Origin of the sequence: Periweissella cryptocerci (assembly GCF_004358325.1) — a bacterium.
GTDB lineage: Bacteria > Bacillota > Bacilli > Lactobacillales > Lactobacillaceae > Periweissella > Periweissella cryptocerci.
In genome coordinates this window covers 1,977,702-1,998,696 of sequence record NZ_CP037940.1, presented here as the reverse complement: position 1 = coordinate 1,998,696, position 20,995 = coordinate 1,977,702, and the positions used below count along the sequence as shown (strand labels likewise).

At 41.7% G+C, this 20,995-nt stretch carries 13 protein-coding genes and 1 rRNA gene; 3 read left to right on the top strand and 11 right to left on the bottom strand.

What is annotated here, in order from left to right; all coding sequences use genetic code 11:
* Window positions 1–119 precede the first annotated feature (119 nt).
* The 11 genes from EQG49_RS08755 to EQG49_RS08705 all read right to left on the bottom strand — a co-directional run bounded on the left by EQG49_RS08755 (window position 120) and on the right by EQG49_RS08705 (window position 16,238).
* Window positions 120–1,695, bottom strand: a 16S ribosomal RNA gene (locus EQG49_RS08755).
* A 981-nt stretch (window positions 1,696–2,676) separates the two neighbouring features.
* Entirely contained in the window at window positions 2,677–3,357 is a 681-nt protein-coding gene (locus EQG49_RS08750) for a Crp/Fnr family transcriptional regulator (RefSeq protein WP_133363635.1), read from the bottom strand.
* 233 nt (window positions 3,358–3,590) lie between these two features.
* The gene (gene rbsK / locus EQG49_RS08745) at window positions 3,591–4,514 is read right to left on the bottom strand and encodes a ribokinase (RefSeq protein WP_133363634.1); all 924 of its coding nucleotides are present in this window, start codon (window positions 4,512–4,514) and stop codon (window positions 3,591–3,593) included.
* Window positions 4,515–4,652: 138 nt separating this feature from the next.
* Window positions 4,653–5,663: a ribose utilization transcriptional repressor RbsR gene (rbsR, locus tag EQG49_RS08740; protein ID WP_133363633.1), complete on the bottom strand. Its 1,011-nt coding sequence runs from the start codon at window positions 5,661–5,663 to the stop codon at window positions 4,653–4,655.
* Window positions 5,664–6,044: 381 nt separating this feature from the next.
* Window positions 6,045–6,704 carry an ABC transporter permease gene (locus tag EQG49_RS08735; protein ID WP_133363632.1) on the bottom strand — a complete coding sequence of 220 codons (660 nt, stop codon included), beginning with the start codon at window positions 6,702–6,704 and terminating at the stop codon, window positions 6,045–6,047.
* Window positions 6,701–7,630, bottom strand: coding sequence for an osmoprotectant ABC transporter substrate-binding protein (locus tag EQG49_RS08730; protein WP_133363631.1), 930 nt, complete (start codon window positions 7,628–7,630; stop codon window positions 6,701–6,703). The genes EQG49_RS08735 and EQG49_RS08730 overlap by 4 nt, the downstream gene beginning before the upstream one ends.
* On the bottom strand, window positions 7,627–8,268 hold the full coding sequence (locus tag EQG49_RS08725; RefSeq protein ID WP_133363630.1) for an ABC transporter permease: 642 nt from the start codon (window positions 8,266–8,268) through the stop codon (window positions 7,627–7,629). Before EQG49_RS08725 ends, EQG49_RS08730 begins: the two co-directional genes overlap by 4 nt.
* Window positions 8,261–9,445, bottom strand: coding sequence for a betaine/proline/choline family ABC transporter ATP-binding protein (locus EQG49_RS08720; RefSeq protein ID WP_133363629.1), 1,185 nt, complete (start codon window positions 9,443–9,445; stop codon window positions 8,261–8,263). The genes EQG49_RS08725 and EQG49_RS08720 overlap by 8 nt, the downstream gene beginning before the upstream one ends.
* A 712-nt stretch (window positions 9,446–10,157) precedes the next feature.
* Window positions 10,158–11,999 carry an APC family permease gene (locus EQG49_RS08715; protein WP_133363628.1) on the bottom strand — a complete coding sequence of 614 codons (1,842 nt, stop codon included), beginning with the start codon at window positions 11,997–11,999 and terminating at the stop codon, window positions 10,158–10,160.
* An 859-nt stretch (window positions 12,000–12,858) separates the two neighbouring features.
* Window positions 12,859–14,499 (bottom strand): glycoside hydrolase family 43 protein, encoded by a 1,641-nt coding sequence (locus tag EQG49_RS08710; RefSeq protein WP_133363627.1) that lies wholly within the window; start codon window positions 14,497–14,499, stop codon window positions 12,859–12,861.
* A 257-nt stretch (window positions 14,500–14,756) separates the two neighbouring features.
* Entirely contained in the window at window positions 14,757–16,238 is a 1,482-nt protein-coding gene (locus EQG49_RS08705; RefSeq protein WP_133363626.1) for an MFS transporter, read from the bottom strand.
* A gap of 924 nt (window positions 16,239–17,162) precedes the next feature.
* On the opposite strand from EQG49_RS08705, the gene xylA reads away from it, so the two are divergent.
* From xylA to EQG49_RS08690, 3 genes are all read left to right on the top strand, one after another.
* Window positions 17,163–18,500 carry a xylose isomerase gene (gene xylA, locus EQG49_RS08700; RefSeq protein ID WP_133363625.1) on the top strand — a complete coding sequence of 446 codons (1,338 nt, stop codon included), beginning with the start codon at window positions 17,163–17,165 and terminating at the stop codon, window positions 18,498–18,500.
* A 111-nt stretch (window positions 18,501–18,611) separates the two neighbouring features.
* Window positions 18,612–20,114, top strand: a complete 1,503-nt coding sequence (gene xylB / locus EQG49_RS08695) for a xylulokinase (RefSeq protein WP_133363624.1) — start codon at window positions 18,612–18,614, stop codon at window positions 20,112–20,114.
* A 393-nt stretch (window positions 20,115–20,507) separates the two neighbouring features.
* On the top strand, window positions 20,508–20,909 hold the full coding sequence (locus EQG49_RS08690) for an ATP synthase delta/epsilon chain alpha-helix domain-containing protein (protein ID WP_165964846.1): 402 nt from the start codon (window positions 20,508–20,510) through the stop codon (window positions 20,907–20,909).
* Window positions 20,910–20,995: the final 86 nt, after the last annotated feature.

Here is a 20,995-nt window from a genome sequence, read left to right as displayed (position 1 = left end):
TTGAATTGATTAATTAATTTAAATGATAGTATTCAGTTTTCAAAGAACAAGTTTGAGAGTAGACCTCTCAAAACTAAATAAAGTTTTGACAAATGTGTAAGTTTCCGTATTATCCTTAGAAAGGAGGTGATCCAGCCGCAGGTTCTCCTACGGCTACCTTGTTACGACTTCACCCTAATCATCTATCCCACCTTAGGCGGCTGGCTCCCGAAGGTTACCCACCGACTTTGGGTTGTTACAAACTCTCATGGTGTGACGGGCGGTGTGTACAAGGCCCGGGAACGTATTCACCGCGGCGTGCTGATCCGCGATTACTAGCGATTCCGACTTCATGTAGTCGAGTTGCAGACTACAATCCGAACTGAGAATGGCTTTAAGAGATTAGCTTAGCCTCGCGACTTTGCGACTCGTTGTACCATCCATTGTAGCACGTGTGTAGCCCAGGTCATAAGGGGCATGATGATTTGACGTCATCCCCACCTTCCTCCGGTTTGTCACCGGCAGTCTCACTAGAGTGCCCAACTTAATGCTGGCAACTAGTAATAAGGGTTGCGCTCGTTGCGGGACTTAACCCAACATCTCACGACACGAGCTGACGACAACCATGCACCACCTGTCACCTTGTCCCCGAAGGGAACGTCCTATCTCTAGGAGTGTCAAGGGATGTCAAGACCTGGTAAGGTTCTTCGCGTTGCTTCGAATTAAACCACATGCTCCACCGCTTGTGCGGGCCCCCGTCAATTCCTTTGAGTTTCAACCTTGCGGTCGTACTCCCCAGGCGGAATGCTTAATGCGTTAGCTGCGTCACTAAAGGGCGGAAACCCTCTAACAACTAGCATTCATCGTTTACGGTGTGGACTACCGGGGTATCTAATCCCGTTTGCTACCCACACTTTCGAGCCTCAGCGTCAGTTACAGTCCAGAGAGCCGCCTTCGCCACTGGTGTTCTTCCATATATCTACGCATTTCACCGCTACACATGGAGTTCCACTCTCCTCTACTGCACTCAAGTTATCCAGTTTCCGATGCAATTCTACGGTTGAGCCGTAGGCTTTCACATCAGACTTAAATAACCGCCTGCGCTCGCTTTACGCCCAATAAATCCGGATAACGCTTGGGACATACGTATTACCGCGGCTGCTGGCACGTATTTAGCCGTCCCTTTCTGATAAGATACCGTCACTCAATGAACAGTTACTCTCACTGACGTTCTTCTCTTATAACAGTGTTTTACGACCCGAAAGCCTTCATCACACACGCGGCGTTGCTCCATCAGACTTTCGTCCATTGTGGAAGATTCCCTACTGCTGCCTCCCGTAGGAGTTTGGGCCGTGTCTCAGTCCCAATGTGGCCGATCAGTCTCTCAACTCGGCTACGTATCATTGCCATGGTGAGCCATTACCTCACCATCTAGCTAATACGCCGCGGGACCATCTCTTAGTGATAAGCAGAACATCTTTTAAAACTTGAACCATGCGGTTCTAATTGTTATACGGTATTAGCATCTGTTTCCAAATGTTATCCCCTGCTAAGAGGTAGGTTTCCCACGTGTTACTCACCCGTTCGCCACTGACTGCATTGTGATTAATCTCTCCGAGCAAGCTCTTCGATCATAATCACCACAGTCCGTTCGACTTGCATGTATTAGGCACGCCGCCAGCGTTCATCCTGAGCCAGGATCAAACTCTCAATTTAAAATTGAGTCTTGATGACTCTTTTGTTATCCTGAATCAATTACCGGGGAGGTAATTGATTCAATTTATTTGCGAAATTGACTTTTGCAAATCTGTACATCTTAGATTCAAAATCTAAGACCCTTACATCATTTGATTGTCAAAACTTTATTCAGTTTTCAAAGATCTACGTTTGCGTTGTCGCTGTGACAACATCTATTTATATTACTCGTTAACCTCTAAGAAGTCAACAACTAATTTAAATTAATTTTTTTCGTTATCTCCTGCGAAGCAACTAAGTTAGCTACTTGCTTTTGACAACTTTTATATATTACCGCTCATTTAAAACCAATGCAAGTACTTTTTCAAACTTTTTTCTTGTCGCTACTTTAACTCTGCCTGTAACCCAACTAGCTACTTGCTTTCTACACATCTAGCTCTGTAATCATCGCCCATATAATAACTGAAGTTTTGGTGTTTCTTACTATAATATGTTTGCCACACCACCGTCGTAGAATTATCTGGTGCATAGTAATATCGCGCATTCATTTCCTATTCTCATATGCTCATCATCAATTAACACCCAAGTTAGCACGCTGAATATTCCCCAGCTCTCCAGCCAAGCTGTCTATCGTTCAATATTAAAAGCGGTAAATCAATTGACGCACTCAAAAAATCTGATACCAACGTCAACTGTGTATCCGGGTAAATCTGCACATTACTTATTTAGTAATTATTCCGCCGTTTAAATCATTAGCTAACGAAATTGCTATTCTATGATTTTGTAACCAACCTTTCACCTCGTACCTATCATACAGTCTTGTTTGACTATGGATAGTAACCTTAGCCATCTTACTAAATTTCCGTGAGATCAGCTCATATTGCATTAGCGTGATTACCTTTCCAGTCTCGCTAGTAATGATTTATATATTCAAAATATAAAACTTGTAATAAAAATACCTGCAATAAAATTATCATTGCAGGTACTACGTTGTATATGTTTCTATTCTGCTATCATTGTTAGTTGCTTATGATCAAACACACAAACACCTTCTTTGACCAAATCACTAATAGTTCGGCTCATTGTTTCACGTGTCGTTCCACAAATTTTGGCTAAATCAATGAATGATGTTCTAAATGGCAACCGGAGATTACCATCCGCATCAAATTCACCGGTCTGCTCCGAAAGATTAGTCAAGGTACGTAAGATCCGTTCACTAGTTCCATATGTCATGGAATCACACCAATTTAGTTTGTATTCATTCATTACATCCGTAAGCTGGGTCATCACTGATTTAACCATCTTGTCATTTTGTGTGATAAATCGTTGGTACAATGACAAGCTCACCGTGATGTATTCGAGATCAGACAAAGCTTCCCCCGTCGCCTGAAATTCTGATTCCTTCCCGACAATAACTGATAAAGGATATAACTGTTTTGACCCAATGAAATGAAAAAACTCATTTCCATCAAGATCCAGTTCGTCCAGTTGGAGCAAACCAGAAATAACGAGATACAACCGATTAGTTGGTTCGCCTTGATCAAATAATACTTGACCACGTTTTGCTTCATGATAAGTCATATCACGCGCAAGCAACCGGAATTGTTGGTCCGTCAAATCCTTAAATTGCATCTGTTGCCTTAAATCAGTCAAAAGTTCCTGATTAACATTTTTGATAAACATAAATAAAGTCCCCCGTGTCTTTAGCTGTTTAGCATTCACTTAAATCAAACTTAACGCATGCTTAGCGCTTAACTAAACTATTTGTTTGAGCAATCGCATCCCCAAGATAGCGATTACACACTCTCATTATATATCAAAGTCGGCAAAAATAATGCGAAGTTCGTCACGTTTTTAGTTTTTTTGCAAAAAAGTCGTAATTTAGCTATTCACTAAATTACGACTTTCCAAATTATTTATTTACCTAGCGCAGTGAAAACTTGTTCACGGGTTGGGATTGATGGCAATGCACCAGCACCTTGAACCGCTAATGAAGAAGTTTTGTTTGAAACACGAATTGCTTCGGCTAAGTTCGCTAAATCATGATCAAGATTAGCTGCTAATGATCCAATAAATGAATCACCTGCGGCTGTAGTATCAACAGCGTTAACCTTAAACGCATCCACAAAGCCGTGTCCCTTAGTGGTTTGATAGAAGGCTCCGCGGGCACCTACCGTGATAATTACATTTTCAACACCTAATGATTGTAAGATATTTGCTGAAGCAACCATTGATGCTTCGTCGGTAACTTCAATATCAGTAATAATTTCGCTTTCAGTTTCATTAGGAATAATAATGTCAGTTAACATCATCAATTCGCCTGGAATGTTGGCAGCCGCTGGCGCTGGATTCAAGATAGTCAATACGCCGGCGTCTTTAGCAATTTTGAAAGCAGCAATTGCGGTTGCCATTGGTGTTTCAAATTGAGTAATCAAAACATCTGCATTTTCAATCACTTCACGTGCAGCTTCGATGTGGGCTTCGGTCAATTGTTGGTTAGTACCACCATTGATTAAAATAGTATTGTTACCATCTTCTTCAAGCAAAATGTATGCTGCCCCAGTTGAGATACCATTCATCACAGTAACGTGCTTAGTATCAACTTGGTCATTAGTTAATGCAGATAACATCATCGCACCATTTTGATCATCACCAACGGCACCGATAAAACTAGTTTGTGCGCCCATACGTTTGGCGGCGACAGCTTGGTTAGCGCCCTTACCACCAGGAGCTACCGTAGTATCATTCATCGCCATCGTTTCACCTTGTTTTGGTAAATGGTTAATGTGCAAAATTGAATCAACGTTTAAGCTTCCTAAAACAACAACTTTCTTTTCCATAATTAGCTACCCTATTCTCTCTTTCGTAAAACGTTTTACCATTAAATAAAAAACCGTCATTCGATATTCATGCATTCATCATACATAAATTTGAAAACGGTTTCCACTATTAATACTTATTTTAATGAAACTCTAATTCTACAGTTTCCGAGTTGACTCACGAACAACTAATTCGACATCATGGCGCCAGACTTGTTTGGCAACTTTCGGGTTGTTAATCCGCGCATGTAACATTTCTGCTGCGCGTTGGCCACTTTCACGAATTGGCTGATCAATGGTCGTCAATGGTGGCTGTAAATAATCAGCATAGTCGGTGTTATCGTACCCAATCACCGAAATATCAGCTGGTATTTTTTTACCCGCATCAGCGATGGCTTTATAGATGCCAATCGCCACTTCATCATTTAACCCCCAAATAGCAGTTGTATCTGGAAACTTTTTGATGATTTCACTACCAGTCGCGTAACCACTATGTTTATTCAACTCGGTAATGCAAATTCGATCAGCGATATCAACATCTGCCGCCGCTAAGGTATCGACAAAGCCTTGAACCCGTTTGCTCAAATTGGGAGTCAAGACAGCCGGCGATGCAATTGCTATTTTCTGATGCCCTAAATCTAATAAATGTTGTGCGGCTAACTGACCACCGTGATATTCATTGATTTCAATGTGATCGGAATATCCATCATCCGGACTTTGATCAAGTAATAAATACGGAATATTATTTTTTGTCAGCATCTTATCAATCCGCATGTCTTCAGCGACGTCATTGGCAATAATCAAGCCATCAGCAGAACGGCCGATTAATTCATCAACATTTTTAACATCGCGTTCATGATCACCATCGGAACTCACCAAAATTATGCGTAAGTTATGATACTTACCGTAATCTTGGACGCCTTGAAAAAAACGTGAAAAAAACGGGTTATGAATATCTGGTACCAAGACCCCCATTGTAATCGTGCCACTATTGCGCATTGTTTGGGCTGAATAATTGGGCACATAGCCTAATTCATCTTTTGCGGCAATCACCTTTTCACGCGTTGCTAACGGAAATCGCTCACCCTTACCATTTAAAATTTGTGAAACTGCAGTTATTGAAACCTCCGATAACTGTGCAACTTCACGAATTGTTACTTTTTTTGGCATTTCCTGACTTTCCTTTCAACTATGTATTAATTACTTATATCATAACATTTATCAGCACACAAAAAGGGTGAAGCTTGTAAGTTTCACCCTTTTTTGACTCTATTTATTCAGTAGCTCGAATATTACTGTTCTTCGCTAATTAACCATGTCGATTACATGGTTAATTGTCTATGCTAATCGTTGATAGATTGGCAGTTGACCAACAGAGGCCACAATTGCTACTAGGAGCATACTACCAAATGACCACGTCGTGTGATCGTTCATTTTAATGAGAGCATATAAACCAATGAGCAACCAGCCCACTTGCGCCATGACTAGCAATACTTTGCTACAACGCAACATTAATTTCTTTCTCGGAATAAAAATATCCTTCTTTCTATACTATGCGTGTTTAACTTGTTTATCCATTTTCTTTTCGATATAACCTAAAACCAAATCCGCAATGATCGCCATCAAAGCAGTTGGAATTGAACCGGCTAAGATAATGGCTGCACCATTCGTCGCATTGGTACCACGAATAATGATGTCACCTAATCCACCAGCCCCAACAAAGGCACCGATGGCAGTTATCCCAATGGCTACAACTAAGGCGTTACGAATCCCACCCATAATTACCGAAACCGCTAATGGTAATTCTACTTGGAATAGCAACTGCCAACGTGTCATCCCCATGCCTTTACCAACATCGAGCAAGTTTTTGTCGACGCTCTTCATACCACTAAAAGTATTCGCAATGATGGGTAAGAGTGAGTATAAGAACACGGTTGCGATAACGGTGTTAACCCCTAAGCCAAGGCCTAACATAATAATCGACATCAACGCTAGTGATGGAATTGTTTGAATAACATTCACTGCATCTAGTACCCAACGACTCATCTTACTATGGTGGGCAATCCACAAACCAATCGGCATCCCAATAATAGTTGCAAAGAGTACCCCGTAAATTGCAATCAAGAAGTGCCGACCAAACTGTCCCAAGACATAAACTGAGTTATTTTGAAAATAATCAACAAGTTGTTGCCATGTATTCAAATTATTCATTTCGCCCCTCCTGCCCGAAAGTAATTATGCTTAACCAAAAAGTTATGTGCTACGACACTTGGTTCTAACAAATTATTATCGACTTCGTAGTTTAAATTTTGCATCGTCGTCAGATCAATTTTGCCATCTAGTCGGCTTAGCAATGGTTTCAATTCAGGGTGCGCCTTCAATATCTGATTAGTCGCAACAAGGCTACAATTGTATGGTGGGAAAAATTGACGGTCATCCTTTAAAACTTTTAAATGATAACTCTTAATCCGACCATCCGTTGAATACCCTAAAACGACATCCATCTTTTTAGCTGCCAAAGAATCGTAAACTAAACCAACTTGCATTGGTGTCGCTTTCTTGAACTTGAACCCATACGCCTTTTGAAATGCTGGATAACCATCCCCAACCCGATTCAGCCATGAGCTATCAACCCCTGCTGACAACTTTGAGCCAACTTTGGCTAAGTCGCTAATTGTTTCAAGGTGGTATTTTTTAGCTGTAGCATCACTAACCATAAATGCATATGTGTCCGCAAAACCATATGTTGGGAACCAAGTTTGATTGTAACGTTTCAAAAATTGGGTTTTAACAATTTCTTGCGCCTTAACCGGATCTTTCGTGGGTTTCATTTTTAACGTAGCTGTTATTTCAGTTCCGTCATAACGCCCCGCTGAAATATCTGAGCTACCTTGCATCATCGATTGTTGCACAACGATTGACGAGCCCAAATTATTCACTAATTCGACTTTTTCATTCGTTTCATGTTCGACAAGTTCAGCAATCATGTTCGCTAAAATCTGTGATTCCGTGGTACTAACGGAACTAACTTTAATCGCATCTTTACCGCTACTGCCTAAACCTGGTAATCCGCAGCCACTCAAACCAACTAATAAGGGCAACAGCAAAATCAACAAATAATACCTTGCTTTTCTCATGCATTTGCCGCCTTTCGTAGGTTAATTGGTGTCAGCCGTTTTTCTAGCTTACCAAGTGCCCAGTCAACTAATAAAGCCATAATCATAACTGGCACGGTCCCACCAATGATGAAGGCCGGTTGATACAGGTTCAAACCACTAAAGATAAAATCACCTAAGCCACCCGCGCCAATGTATGACGCTAAAGTTGCCCATGCAATTACATAGACTGACGCTAACCGAACCCCGGTCATAATAACGGGTAAGGCAAACGGAATCTGCACCCGTCTGATTGATTGCCAAGTTGTCATGCCCATGCCTTTGGCTGCATCAATTAAATTGCGATCAACCCCATCCATACCTAAATACGTATTCCGAAGAATTGGTAAGAGTGAGTAGATGAATAAAGCAATAATCGCTGGTACTTTACCGATCCCAAATAGTGGAATCATCAATGCTAGCAAAGCCAGTGAAGGAACCGTCTGTAACATACTTGCAATTCCAAGGACGATTTTAGCAGTCTTAGGGAAACGCGTTAAGATAATCCCCAGCGGAATTGCCACTGCCATCCCTAGCGCAATCGCAATTGCTGAAATATACAATTGTTGCCAAGTTTTATAAAGGAGTTGCACACCATTTTCTTGTAAGAAATTAATCATCGCTTACCTCCACTGTCGCACTAGGTTCAACTTGGGGAGTAGCCTCTTCATTCTCATCACCCCAAATTGCGGAATAAACCATATCGACCAATGACGAGCGCGTCACAATCCCAGTCAAACGCAGTTCATTATCAACTACTGGAACGTACGACGCACCCCGTTTCAATATTCGTTCAACTGTATCACGCACTAACATATCGGATTTCACATAAAACATCCCTTTATGCATTACATCGCTAACACTCGTAGCGGTTTTAAAACTGATATCAATATCTTCAATATCGACATAACCTTTTAAGTGTTGATCATCATCAGTAACTAGTAAGGTATCAACGTGATTTTTGCGCATCACGGTAACCGCTTCACGTAAAGATTTCCCTGGTGAAACCGCGATTGGGTTTTTCTTCATGATTTGGCCAACTGTCCGACTGTTTTGTTGGGCAGCCAATAATCGTTCGTGCCCCAATAGTTCAGCAACGAAGTCATTAGCTGGGTGTGCCAAAATGTTTGCTGGTGTATCAAATTGAATGAGTTCACCCGCGTCCATGACACCGATTTTGGTTGATAAATCCAACGCTTCATCCATGTCGTGCGTGACAAATATGATTGTCTTACCTAATTTTTCTTGTAGGTTTTTGACTAATACTTGTAACGCTTCCCGGGTAATTGGATCCAAAGCACCAAATGGTTCATCCATCAAGATAAGTTTTTGATCAGCAGCTAGGGCACGCACGACACCAATCCGCTGTTGTTGCCCCCCTGACAATTCACCAGGATACCGATCTAAGTATTCTTCTGGTAATTCAACCAGTTTAATTAATTCAAGGGCTTTAGCATCTTGTTTCACTTGTGACCACTTCAATAAATTTGGAACCATCGTAATATTTTTACGAATGGTCATATGTGGCATCAAACCGATATTTTGAATCACATATCCGATTCGACGGCGGAGTTTGATTGGGTCCATCTTCGTGACGTCTTTACCCTCAAGTAGCACCTTGCCTTTTGTTGGGTTTAGCATTCGGTTAATCATCCGCATCGTAGTTGTTTTCCCCGATCCAGACGTCCCAATTAAACAAATGAATTCACCCTCTTCAACACTAAAACTAACATCATCCACAGCCGTTTGACCGTGATAGATTTTTGATACATTTTGAAACTCTAAATATTTGCTCATATCCCTGCGCTCCGTTTCTTGTATAAGTAACGTTATTTGGCGCTGTAAAGTTCCCCCAAAGCTATTGATTTAGACAATCAAAGCACCTCTGCAGTTCACTTCTTCGTAAATCAGCGTCCCGAAAAGTTATTCCAACCTTAACACATTAACATAAAAATAAATAATATGAGGCTTATTGTTTTAAAAATAAATGATTATAATTCGCGTTTTAAATGCTAAGATTTCACATCTTCCCCCGCATATTTTGCTGATTCTTCATCCCGATTAGTATCATCATATTCTGGTTCTAACGTGGGATTGTCGTTTCTGTAATTTGCAATCATTGAACTACTGAGGCTCTATTGTCAGTGTTGTTTTTCCCATGCTACCGTGGCCTGCGGTTGGTAGTTCTCTTTGCTAGTTTGAGCATCATTACTAACTAACGGAGTGGCTGGAAATTGCTTGGCGGGCGTAGCCTTTACACCGCGACTGGGGGAATATGTGTGAAGCACATATTTCCGCTGAGGATAAGATGAGGACTCTTAGGAATTTATTCCTTAGAGTCCCAGCTTGTCCGAGTTGTTCAAGACCGCACTTTTGCTTGAGCATGTGCTTCCATCGTGGTGCGCCAAGCAACTTCCAGGCACGCAGTGGCCAATCTTATTCAAGCCCACCTCAGACAGAGCCAAAAAAAGGCCCTCTCCGCCAAGCAGAGAAAGCCTTTAATAAACTACTATTCTTTTAAGTGGTAATAATACGTTGAAATCGTTAAATCATCACGCGTATTCAAGACCGTCCGTAACCGCAAACTTGTTTGGTTATGGAGGATGTTTTGCCAACCTTTTTTCGGTGTGAATTGTGGAATGATAATTGTTGTTGAGTAATTACGTTCTTTAGAATTCTTCGCAATCACATCAACGAAACGCAACGTTGGCGCTGCAATTGAACGGTATGAAGAGTGAATATCAACATATCGAACATCTGGGAACTCTGATTTGAATTCCTTTGCTGTTCGGTGTTCCTTGTTTGGATCAGTATCGAACGAAACGTGCATTGCCACGACATAATCCCCGATTGAACGGGCGTAATCAATCGCACCAGCAGTTACTCGTGTCACATTAGATACCAACACGATAACTGTTGAACCGGCATACTCGCGCCGGACAATTGGTTCTTGTGAAACCAAACGTAGTTGTCGAGCAACTTTTTGATAGTGTCCTTTAATTTTCAAGAACATGTAAATCAAAGCAGGCATGATAATCAAGTAAGGCCAGACGTTATCAAAACGTAATGCGAACAAAATGATAACCAAAGCGCCTGAGATAAAAGCACCCAAGGCGTTAATCATTGATTTACCAATCCAGTAGCTACCGCGTTCACGATACCAGTGTTTGACCATCCCCGATTGACTCAAAGTAAATGGTACGAACACCCCAACTGCATACAATGGAATCAACTTATCTGTTTGCCCATCAAAGATGGCAATTAAGACAATCGCACCAATTGCGAGAGAAACAATCCCGTTTGAGTAACCAAGCCGGTCACCTTTATCCATGTACATGTGTGGCATAAACTTGTCTTTCGCCAAGTTGTAAGCCAGCATTGGGAAGGCAGAGAAACCGGTATTGGCAGCAACCGCTAAGATCATGGCAGTTGCTAATTGTAATAGGTAGAAAAATGCTCCATGACCGAAAGTTTGAATCCCGATTTGGGCTAAAACCGTCACATCGTGGTTAGGACGAATTCCATACCAATATGACAAGAACGTAATTCCAGCGAAGAAGAATGCCAAAATCAAAGCCATGATTGATAACGTTGCCGCCGCATTACGGGGCTTTGGTTCCTTAAAGTTTGGTACGGCATTACTAATGGCTTCAACCCCAGTTAATGAAGATGAACCACTCGAGAAGGCTCGTAAGAATAAAATGACACTCATGCCACCAAACGATTGCCCAACTGCTAATGGTGCTTGGAACTCAACATGCCCAGTTAAAATGTTGTACAGACCTACGATGATCATAATTGCAATCATGACCACGAAGAAGTAAACCGGAACAGTCAGGAACGCAGCTGATTCACGTATCCCACGCAAATTCAAACACATAATCAAGACCACGATGATCACCGCAATTGGCACAACATGCCCCCGTAAAGCGGGTATGGCTGAAGTGATGGCCTGCGTACCGGCAGTAACCGAAACCGCCACCGTTAACATGTAATCAACCAGTAGCGAGCCACCAGCAACTAAACCGGTGTGTTGCCCCCAGTTAGTTGAGGCAACCTTGTAGGCACCACCACCACCTGGATACGCATGGATAATCATCCGATACGATAGAGTGATTGCTGCTAACAGAACTAAGACCAACGCAGCAACTGGGATTTGGAACCACATTGCGGCACCGGAAGCGGCAACTGCCAACAACACGGTCGTAATTTGTTCCGTCCCATACGCCACAGATGACAACGCATCTGACGACAACAAGGCTAGTGCTTTGAACCGTGAAAGTGATTGCCCACCTTCATCCAAAGTCTTCAACGGCTTCCCAATTACTAGCCGTTTTAAATAACGCCACATAATTACTCTCCCTTAATTTCGTTTAACGAAACTTTAATATTAATGATTGCATAATTCTTTGAGAACATTGTAATTTTACGCTTTTTGCATGGTAAAGCAAGTATTAAGAACCCATTTTGTACTATCGCACGAATCTTTGCAAGCACCTTCCCGAAACCACACAAAAAAGGGCTAAAATTTTTCTAGCGTGAAATTTGAATATGCGTCTCAGATTGATTCCCACTACGAGGCTGGAACCAGTCTGGACACCGTGATGGAAGACAAGCATTTGAAGCTTGGTTCGCTAACGCGCTAACCATCTTCACAAATCCATAATCAATAACGAAACCCGTTACTGATTATGCCATCACGGTGCGAGCTAAAGTCCAGCCTGTTTTCAGCCTCTTCGTTAGTTTGAACATGCAATCTGACTAGTAATATACCGTAATCTTTGTTGCTACAAATTTAGCGGTAATCAATAATTCCACGCTTATCTAGCGGAGTGACTGAAAATCACTTTGTGGCCGGCAGGCTTTACACCGAAATGGGACAAACTCGACACGTGGTGTCGAGTTTGTCGCTGAGGGTAGATGAGCAGTCTTTTGGCTTTAGCCATTAGACTGCCAGCTATCCCGAATTGCCCAAGACCGCCCTTTGGCTTGGGCATGTGCTTCCATTTCGGTGCACAATGTGATTTTCAGTCACGTAGTGGCATCATACATCTCATCACATTTTATTCAATTCCACGTCAGACGAAACAGAACAAAACAAGCCCGATTTCTCCTTATCGTAGTAAGGTAGAAACCGGGCTTGTTAACGTGGGACAAAAGGCTGAAACCTTTTGTCTCACTTCATTTTCAATTGCATTAATTTAACAGAATTACTTCACGTCGTCTGCAAATTCGCCGTATTCCTTGTAATCAAAGAAGTCGAATTCAGCAGTTTCGCCATAACCTGAGTAATCCATTGCGTACATACCAACAAAGGCACCTGTGAAGAATCCACCCATAGTTTGGTTAACGTAATCATCTGAAAGGATGGCTGCGTCAAAGACTACTGGGATTTCGATGAAGTTAGTACCGTCAAATGAGTATTCGTAAGTGTATGATTCCTTACGAACCTTAGTGCGGAACCAAACCCATTCAGTACCTTCAGGGATCTTGATTGCGTCATCCTTTAAGAATGAAGTGTAGCTATCACGATCATTTTGAGTCAATTCAATCACGTGGCCGTTAACTTCGTTCCAAGTAATTGAAATTGTTGAGAAGTGCTTGTTGTTATAGTAGTTAGTCAAACCAGCCATTGCTTGGTATGACTTAGCATCAAACTTAACCTTAGTAGTAGCGTCAAAGTAGAATGCTTGCCAACGACGAGCAATCAATGATAAGTCGAATTGGTTAGCCAATGAACCTTGACCCTTCAAGAACAATGAACCGTCCTTGATTTCACCCATCTTGTTATCAAATGGCACACGCAACGTGTTGAAGTTGATGTCCATTTCTGGAGTATCAAAGTCTGAGTGTTGTGAGTGGTCAGCTGGTGCTTCCGTCAAGATGGCATCCTTAGGTGCATCAACGAATTGTTGACCACCGTGGCCGCCAACGATGTGTGGCCAGCCTTCTTCATCCCATTCAACCTTTTGAATAGCAGTTTCACGACCAAGCGTTGACCAACCACGTGGGTCAGTAACTGATTCGTTTTCGTGGTTCCATGGACGACCAGTCAATGATGCGTAGTAGAATTCACCACCTGGAGTTTCAACAAGGGCACCGTGACCTTGCTTTTGTAAGTAGCTGTATGGAGTGTCGAAGTTAGTCAAGAAGACTTCACCAGGTTGCACTTCAAATGAATCAGCATCCAATGACTTAGAACGCGCAACAACTTCTTGGTGGGTAAACACAGTACCACCTTCAGCAGCGAAGATGTAGTAGAAGCCGTTCATCTTGTAGATGTGAGGACCTTCAACAAGCTTAACATCAGTACCACGCCATACAGTACGGGCAGTTTCTGGCATCAAACGTTCTTCTTTAACATTGTATTCAGTCAAAGTCAAACCATCAAATGGGTGCTTGTATTCGCGGTGATCCCAAGTTTGTTGGATCAAGTACTTGCGGCCATCATCATCGTGGAACAATGAGGCATCAAAACCAACACCGTTCATCTTGATTGGTTCTGACCATGGGCCCATGATATCTTCAGCAGTCGTCAAGTAGTTAGTCATGTCCTTGAAGGCACCATCAGTAATCTTAACGTCAGTGTAAATCAACCAGAACTTGCCATCAGCGTATGACAAGTCAGGTGCCCAGATACCACCTGAGGCTGGGTTACCCTTCATGTCTAACAAAGTAGTGTTAGACAATGGGTGTGTGATCAAGTTCCAGTGAACCAAATCCTTTGATGAGTGGATTTGAACGCCAGGGAACCATTCGAAAGTTGAGTTAGCGATGTAGTAAGTGTCTTCAACGCGGATGATTGATGGATCCGCGTTAAAACCAGGTAAAACAGGGTTTTGAATTTGCATGTTATTGACCTTTCTTTATGTAATTATGACCGCCGCAAGTGACAAGATGAGCTTGCTTTGTAAGCGGTAACAATTAGTTGATAAATATAATATAACACTGTTAGTTGTTTGACGCAACTAGCTTTAGCAAATTAATCCAAAAGAAATCACTTTGTGCCTAATTTGCCGAGTTTAATGCCTTTTTCACAAGAGCTTTCAGCGTGATTTTGCGTAAAAAAATAGACCTCGCAATTGCGAGATCTATTGATTATTTAACATTAATCGTTAGCGTGCTTACCAACCTTCAAGTCAGCATTCATCTTAGCAACATATGCATCCGTTAATGGGTAACGGCTGATAATAACCATTGCGATGATTGCAAAGGCAATTGGCAACCAAATCATTGAAATTTGAATACCAAGTAAACCACTTGCAGTTTGTTCCTTTAACTTAGCGCTAAAGTGAGTAAGTGACATGATGTAAAGTGGGATGATACCACCTAATGCCAAACCAATCTTGAAGAACAGACCCATGATGGCGTTAATGATACCAGCAACCCGCTTACCAGAAGTGTATTCACCGTATGAAACAACTTCAGGAACCAATGCCCACATGAAACCAGTAGCAGAAGTAAGACCCCATTGCATAAGGAAACGACCGATGTAACCCAACCAAATGTTTGAGTAATCCATTGACCATGCCCAAAGCAAGAGTGTACCAATGATGAAGATCGTAAGGAATGTGTAGAAGAAACCCTTCTTACCCAAAGTCTTACGAAGCATTGGCCATAATGAAACAAGTGCGATACCTGGGATAGAACCAATCAAACCGATTGATGCCATCAAAGCAGATTGTGAGTTGTTAGCACCAAATGAGTATTGCATGAAGAATGGCCATGCAGTGTTACCAAAGAACATGAATGTAAATCCGATAAGGAAGAACAAACCAAGCACACGGAGTGCCTTGTTACGAGCAAATTCAGCAAACAAATCAGTGTACTTAACTTGTTCAACTGATTCTTCAGAAGGAAGGACACGTTCTTTAGTACCCTTGTAAGTGAAGAATAACAAAATCGCACCAAGTACCATGTAAATCCCGAAGACCATAAACCAAGCGCCAGCGGCCTTTGGATTAGAGTAATCACCCATGTTCAACTTAAGACCGAAGAATCCAGTATCAGTTGATTTGTTGTCATATGAAGTTGCCATTTGAACGAACAATGGGAACAATGTGTAAACCAAGAGATTACCAGTGTTAGCAAGCATCATCCGTGTTGAAGTCAACTTGTTAATTTCACCTTCGTCACGTGTCAATGATGCATTCAAGGCACCATATGGAATGTTAACGAATGAGTAAATCATGGCAGTTGCCATGTATGAAACGAACGCATAAGCGATTGTTGCAACAGTACCTTGGCCCAATACAGAACCAACTGGCAAGAAGAGCAACGCAGCTAAGATAACCAATGGAATACCAAATCGCATAATGAATGGACGATATTTACCAGCGGCGGTAGGCTTAGCCTTATCAACTACAGTACCAACCCATGGATCCCAAATGACATTAATCCAACGGACGATTAAGAAAATCGTTCCACCAATTGCAGCTGAGATACCGTTAATGTTAATCAGATAAAATGCAAGGAAACCACCAACAGTCCCGAAGATCAAGTTTTGGGCGAAATCACCAAAACCATAACTCATCCGGTCCCAGGTTGTTAACTTAGCAAATTCATCATTTTTTTGAACTTGTGCGTCCATAATATAAATTCCTCTTTCCTGGAGAATAAAATAAATGATATAAGTATTTGTTGAATTAGTAACTTAATTCAAAGCTTAACAAGCTTTTGAAACCGTTACCATTCGCGATATGAAATATAATATCATGGTTAATTGTTTAAAGCAACCAACCAGTTGTGAAAAAATTATGAATTTAACAATTCTTTTGTAATTGCTTACATTTGTGTTCTTTGCACTCATTTTTTCACCAAGAACCCATTGTTATCAACCTTTACAGGCACATTGACCATCTAAACTTGCACTTAATTCAATCATCGAATTTGTGAATTTTTATGCATTATTTTCGACACTGAACATCCACATAACTCGCGCGATTATTTTTCTTTCCTTTATATAACGTAATTTCATCCAACTATTTGTTTTCCAAATACAAATTCGCTTTTTTCATTTGAAAAATTTTTGTTTGGCAGCGAATCTTTCCCAAAATGAGAGGAGCCCAAACTCATCCCGCCTCGTTACTGTTTTCCGCATTAAGTTAATGCATCGTCGCATAACTTTCATACACAGCGTATTATTCAATAACCGCTATCATCCAAACATGGTGCCTTGCACTACTTAACAAATTTAACGGTTGCGTTTAATAAGTTGTTTTCACGTGCTTATCTATAACCGCGCCACCACCAATAAAAACGCTTTTTCTTTGACAATCCGCTAAGATCACAATTAATTTTATCTCATGAAAACCCACTGAACGCACGACAGTAACCGTTTTCATGATTTTTCATTGTGTGTGACTGAACTAAGTTTAAGAAAAGGCTTGCATTTCATGAATAATGACGGTAAAGTATTCACATAAGCTAGTTAGTTGGTTGGTTAGACTAATCTACTCAACGAGCTAACTTAGCAATCATAAAATAACTCACACAATATATGGAGGAACATCAAATGTCTTTATTTGATTTCGAAAAGGTTCAATACCTTGGTAACTCAGAATTGAACGCCGGTAAAGGCTTCAACTTCTACAACGCCGACGAACTTGTTGCTGGCAAGCCTATGAAGGAATGGTTGAAGTTCTCAGTTGCCTACTGGCACACTATGGACCAACGCTTGACTGACCCATTCGGTGACGGTACTGCACTCCGTCCTTGGGATAATGTTACTGACCCAATGGAACAAGCATTGGTTAAGGTAGACTACATGTTCGAATTTATGGACAAGCTTGGTGTTGAATACTTCGCCTTCCACGATCGTGACCTTGCTCCTGAAGGTTCATCACTTAAAGAAACTAACGAAAACTTGGATCGTGTTATCGACAAGATCGAAGAAAAGATGCAAGAAACTGGTAAGAAGCTTCTTTGGAACACTGCTTCACTCTTCACTAACCCACGTTTCGTTGCTGGTGGTGCTACTACTCCATTTGCTGACGTATTTGCTTACTCAGCAGCCCAAATCAAACACTCACTTGAAATTGCTAAGCGTCTTGGTTCACAATCATACGTCTTCTGGGGCGGTCGTGAAGGTTACGACTCAATCTTGAACACTGACATGAAGCGTGAACAAAAGCACATCGCTGCTTTCTTCCGTTTGGCTAAAGATTACGCTAACGAAATTGGTTACACTGGTCAATTCTTGCTTGAACCTAAGCCAAAGGAACCAACTACTCACCAATACGATGCTGATTCAGCTACTACTATTGCTTTCCTTAAGGAATACAACTTGGAAGACGATTTCAAGCTTAACCTTGAAGGTAACCACGCTTACTTGGCTGGTCACACTTACGAACACGAAGTTCGCGTAGCTCGTGAAGCTGGTATGCTCGGTTCACTTGACGCCAACATGGGTGACAAGTTGATTGGTTGGGATATCGATGAATTCCCTACTGACATCTACGAAACTACTCTTGTTATGTACGAATTCCTTAAGAACGGTGGTCTTCCTACCGGTGGTTTGAACTTTGATTCAAAGGTTCGTCGTCAATCATTCGAAGTTGAAGACTTGTTCTACGCCCACATGGCTGGTATGGATACTTACGCCGCTGGTTTGAAGGTTGCTGCTAAGTTGATTGAAGACCGCGTATTCGACGATGTTATCGAAGACCGTTACTCATCATTTGACTCAGGTATCGGTGCTGACTTCGAAGCAGGCAAGTTAACTCTTGTTGACTTCGAAAACTACGTACTTGGTAAGACTGATGCAGAAATTCTTGCAACTACTAAGTCTGGTCACCTCGAACGCCTTAAGGCAACTTTGAACAACTACATCTTCTCAGTTCTTGGTAAGTAATTAGTTATTCAATACTCTAAAGGAGTGGAAAGCTATGCTTTCCGCTCCTTTTTTCTTACAATTAACATGAATTTAACCACTACTAAAAAATATAAAAAAGAGGATTATGCCATGAGTTATGTACTCGGTGTCGATCTCGGGACTTCAGCCGTTAAGGTTTCTGCCGTTGATCGCGAAGGTAACATTGTTGCCCAACAAAGCTTCGACTATGATTTGTCACACCCCAAGCCAGGTTATTCAGAACAAAACCCTGAAGACTGGGTTTCAGCAACGACTGTTTCAATCGTTCGTTTGATTCTTAAAGATGGCTTGAAGCCTGAAGAAATCGAAGGTATCTCATTCTCAGGTCAAATGCACGGTTTGGTGCTCTTGGATGACAAAAACCAAGTTCTCCGTCCAGCAATCTTGTGGAACGATACTCGTACGACGCCACAAACTAAAGAAATTGCTGAAAAGATGGGTCAAGAATTCATCAACGTTACGCGTAACGTTGCGCTTGAAGGTTTCACCCTTCCTAAGATTCTCTGGGTTAAAGAAAACGAACCAGAAATCTTCTCACAAGCAAAGACTTTCGTACTCCCTAAAGACTACGTTCGTTACCGCATGACTGGTCAATTGGCAATGGAATACTCAGATGCTGCTGGTACAGTTGCACTTGACGTTGCTAACAAGACTTGGTCTAAAGAAGTTCAAGAAGCCTTTGATCTTGATGCATCATTCTTCCCAGAATTGATTGAATCAATTGACTTGGCTGGTAACATTTCTGATAGTTACGCATTGTTCTCAGGTTTGACTACTGCTACTAAGGTATTTGGTGGTGCTGCTGATAACGCTGCTGGTGCGATTGGTTCTGGTATCTTGCAACCTAACATGGTGATGTCATCAATTGGGACTTCTGGTGTTGTGTTGAAGTACGAAGATAACTCAAACGTTGATTACAACGGTCGTTTACACTTCTTCAACCACGCAATTCCAAACAAGTTCTACTCAATGGGTGTTACGTTGGCCGCTGGTCACTCACTTAACTGGTACAAGCACACTTTTGCTGCTAACGATGACTTTACTGAAATGGTTTCATCAGCTGCCGAATCAACAGTTGGTGCTAATGGTTTGATTTTCACACCATACATCGTTGGTGAACGAACTCCTTATGCCGATGGTGACATTCGTGGTTCATTCTTGGGTGTTGATGATACACACAAGAAGTCAGACTTTGTCCGTTCAATCTTGGAAGGTATTATCTTCTCATTCAAAGACATCTTTGATATCTACGATGAAGTTGGTGCTGACTTTGATACGGTTGTTTCAATCGGTGGTGGTGCTAAGTCACCGCTCTGGTTACAAATTCAAGCCGACATCTTCAACAAGAAGGTTGTCTCATTGAAGAACGAACAAGGCCCTGGTATGGGTGCTGCAATGATTGCTGCTGTTGGTCTTGGCTGGTTTGATACTGTTCAAGATGCTGCTGCGTCATTCATCTCATTTGGTAAGGAATACTTGCCAGACCCAGCACGTGCCGCTCAATACGAAACTGTGCACAACATCTACAAGAAGGCTTACGCTGCAACTGCAGAAATTAGCCACGAATTGATGAATTACCGTCGTTCACTTTAATTTAACAAATGAAAATAGTGCTGACGTTTATAACGTTGGCGCTTTTTTATGTTACTGTGTATTGCTCCACTGTGTGCCTGGAAATTGCTTGGCGCACCACGCTGGAAGCAGCCTCCCAAGCCAAAGTGCGGTCTTGTGAGGTTCGGTTCAGTGGCCGTAATTTTAACGGAGCTTAGATTGCTGGATTTGTGGAGATAGTGCAACTCGCTCCGCAAACTGAGTGAGACTCGCGCAGCTTGCGGAACCATGGTGGCCAAACGAAAAAATTTTACGGAGTGGAAAGAATCCGCTAACCTAATTCCAGAGTATTTTTTGCTTTAATTGTGCCAGAAAAAGCCGGTTTAATAACATTTATGATATAATTACAAAGAATAATAACTGGAGGAAATGATCATGAACACAATCACAGTGTCATTAACCACTCCTGATGGTGTTAACCAAACGTACAGCTCTGTTCGGATGCTTACTTTTGGGACTTCAGCAGGTTATGAAACGGTAATGGCCAACCACGTTCCAGTCATCGCAGTTTTAGGAATTGAGGTTATGCGACTAACATTCGCTGATTACTCAATTAAACAAGTTTTCGTTAATGACGGTGTCTTGGAATTCAAAGACTCAGCTGCAATCATTGTTGCACAAACTTCTGAAGACCAAGATAAAATTGATTTAGTCCGGGCACAAGCTGCCAAAGAACGGGCTGAATCACGCTTGAGCAATGACGAATTTGACCAAAAACGGGCTGAAGTTGCCTTGAAGAAGGCCATGACACGGATTAAGACAGTTACTGGTCTGTAATCCTCCCCGCTTGATACATTTTAGAATTTCAGGCTAAAAAGAGCTTAACCACGCGTTTTCACGTTCGGTTAAGCTCTTTTTATTCG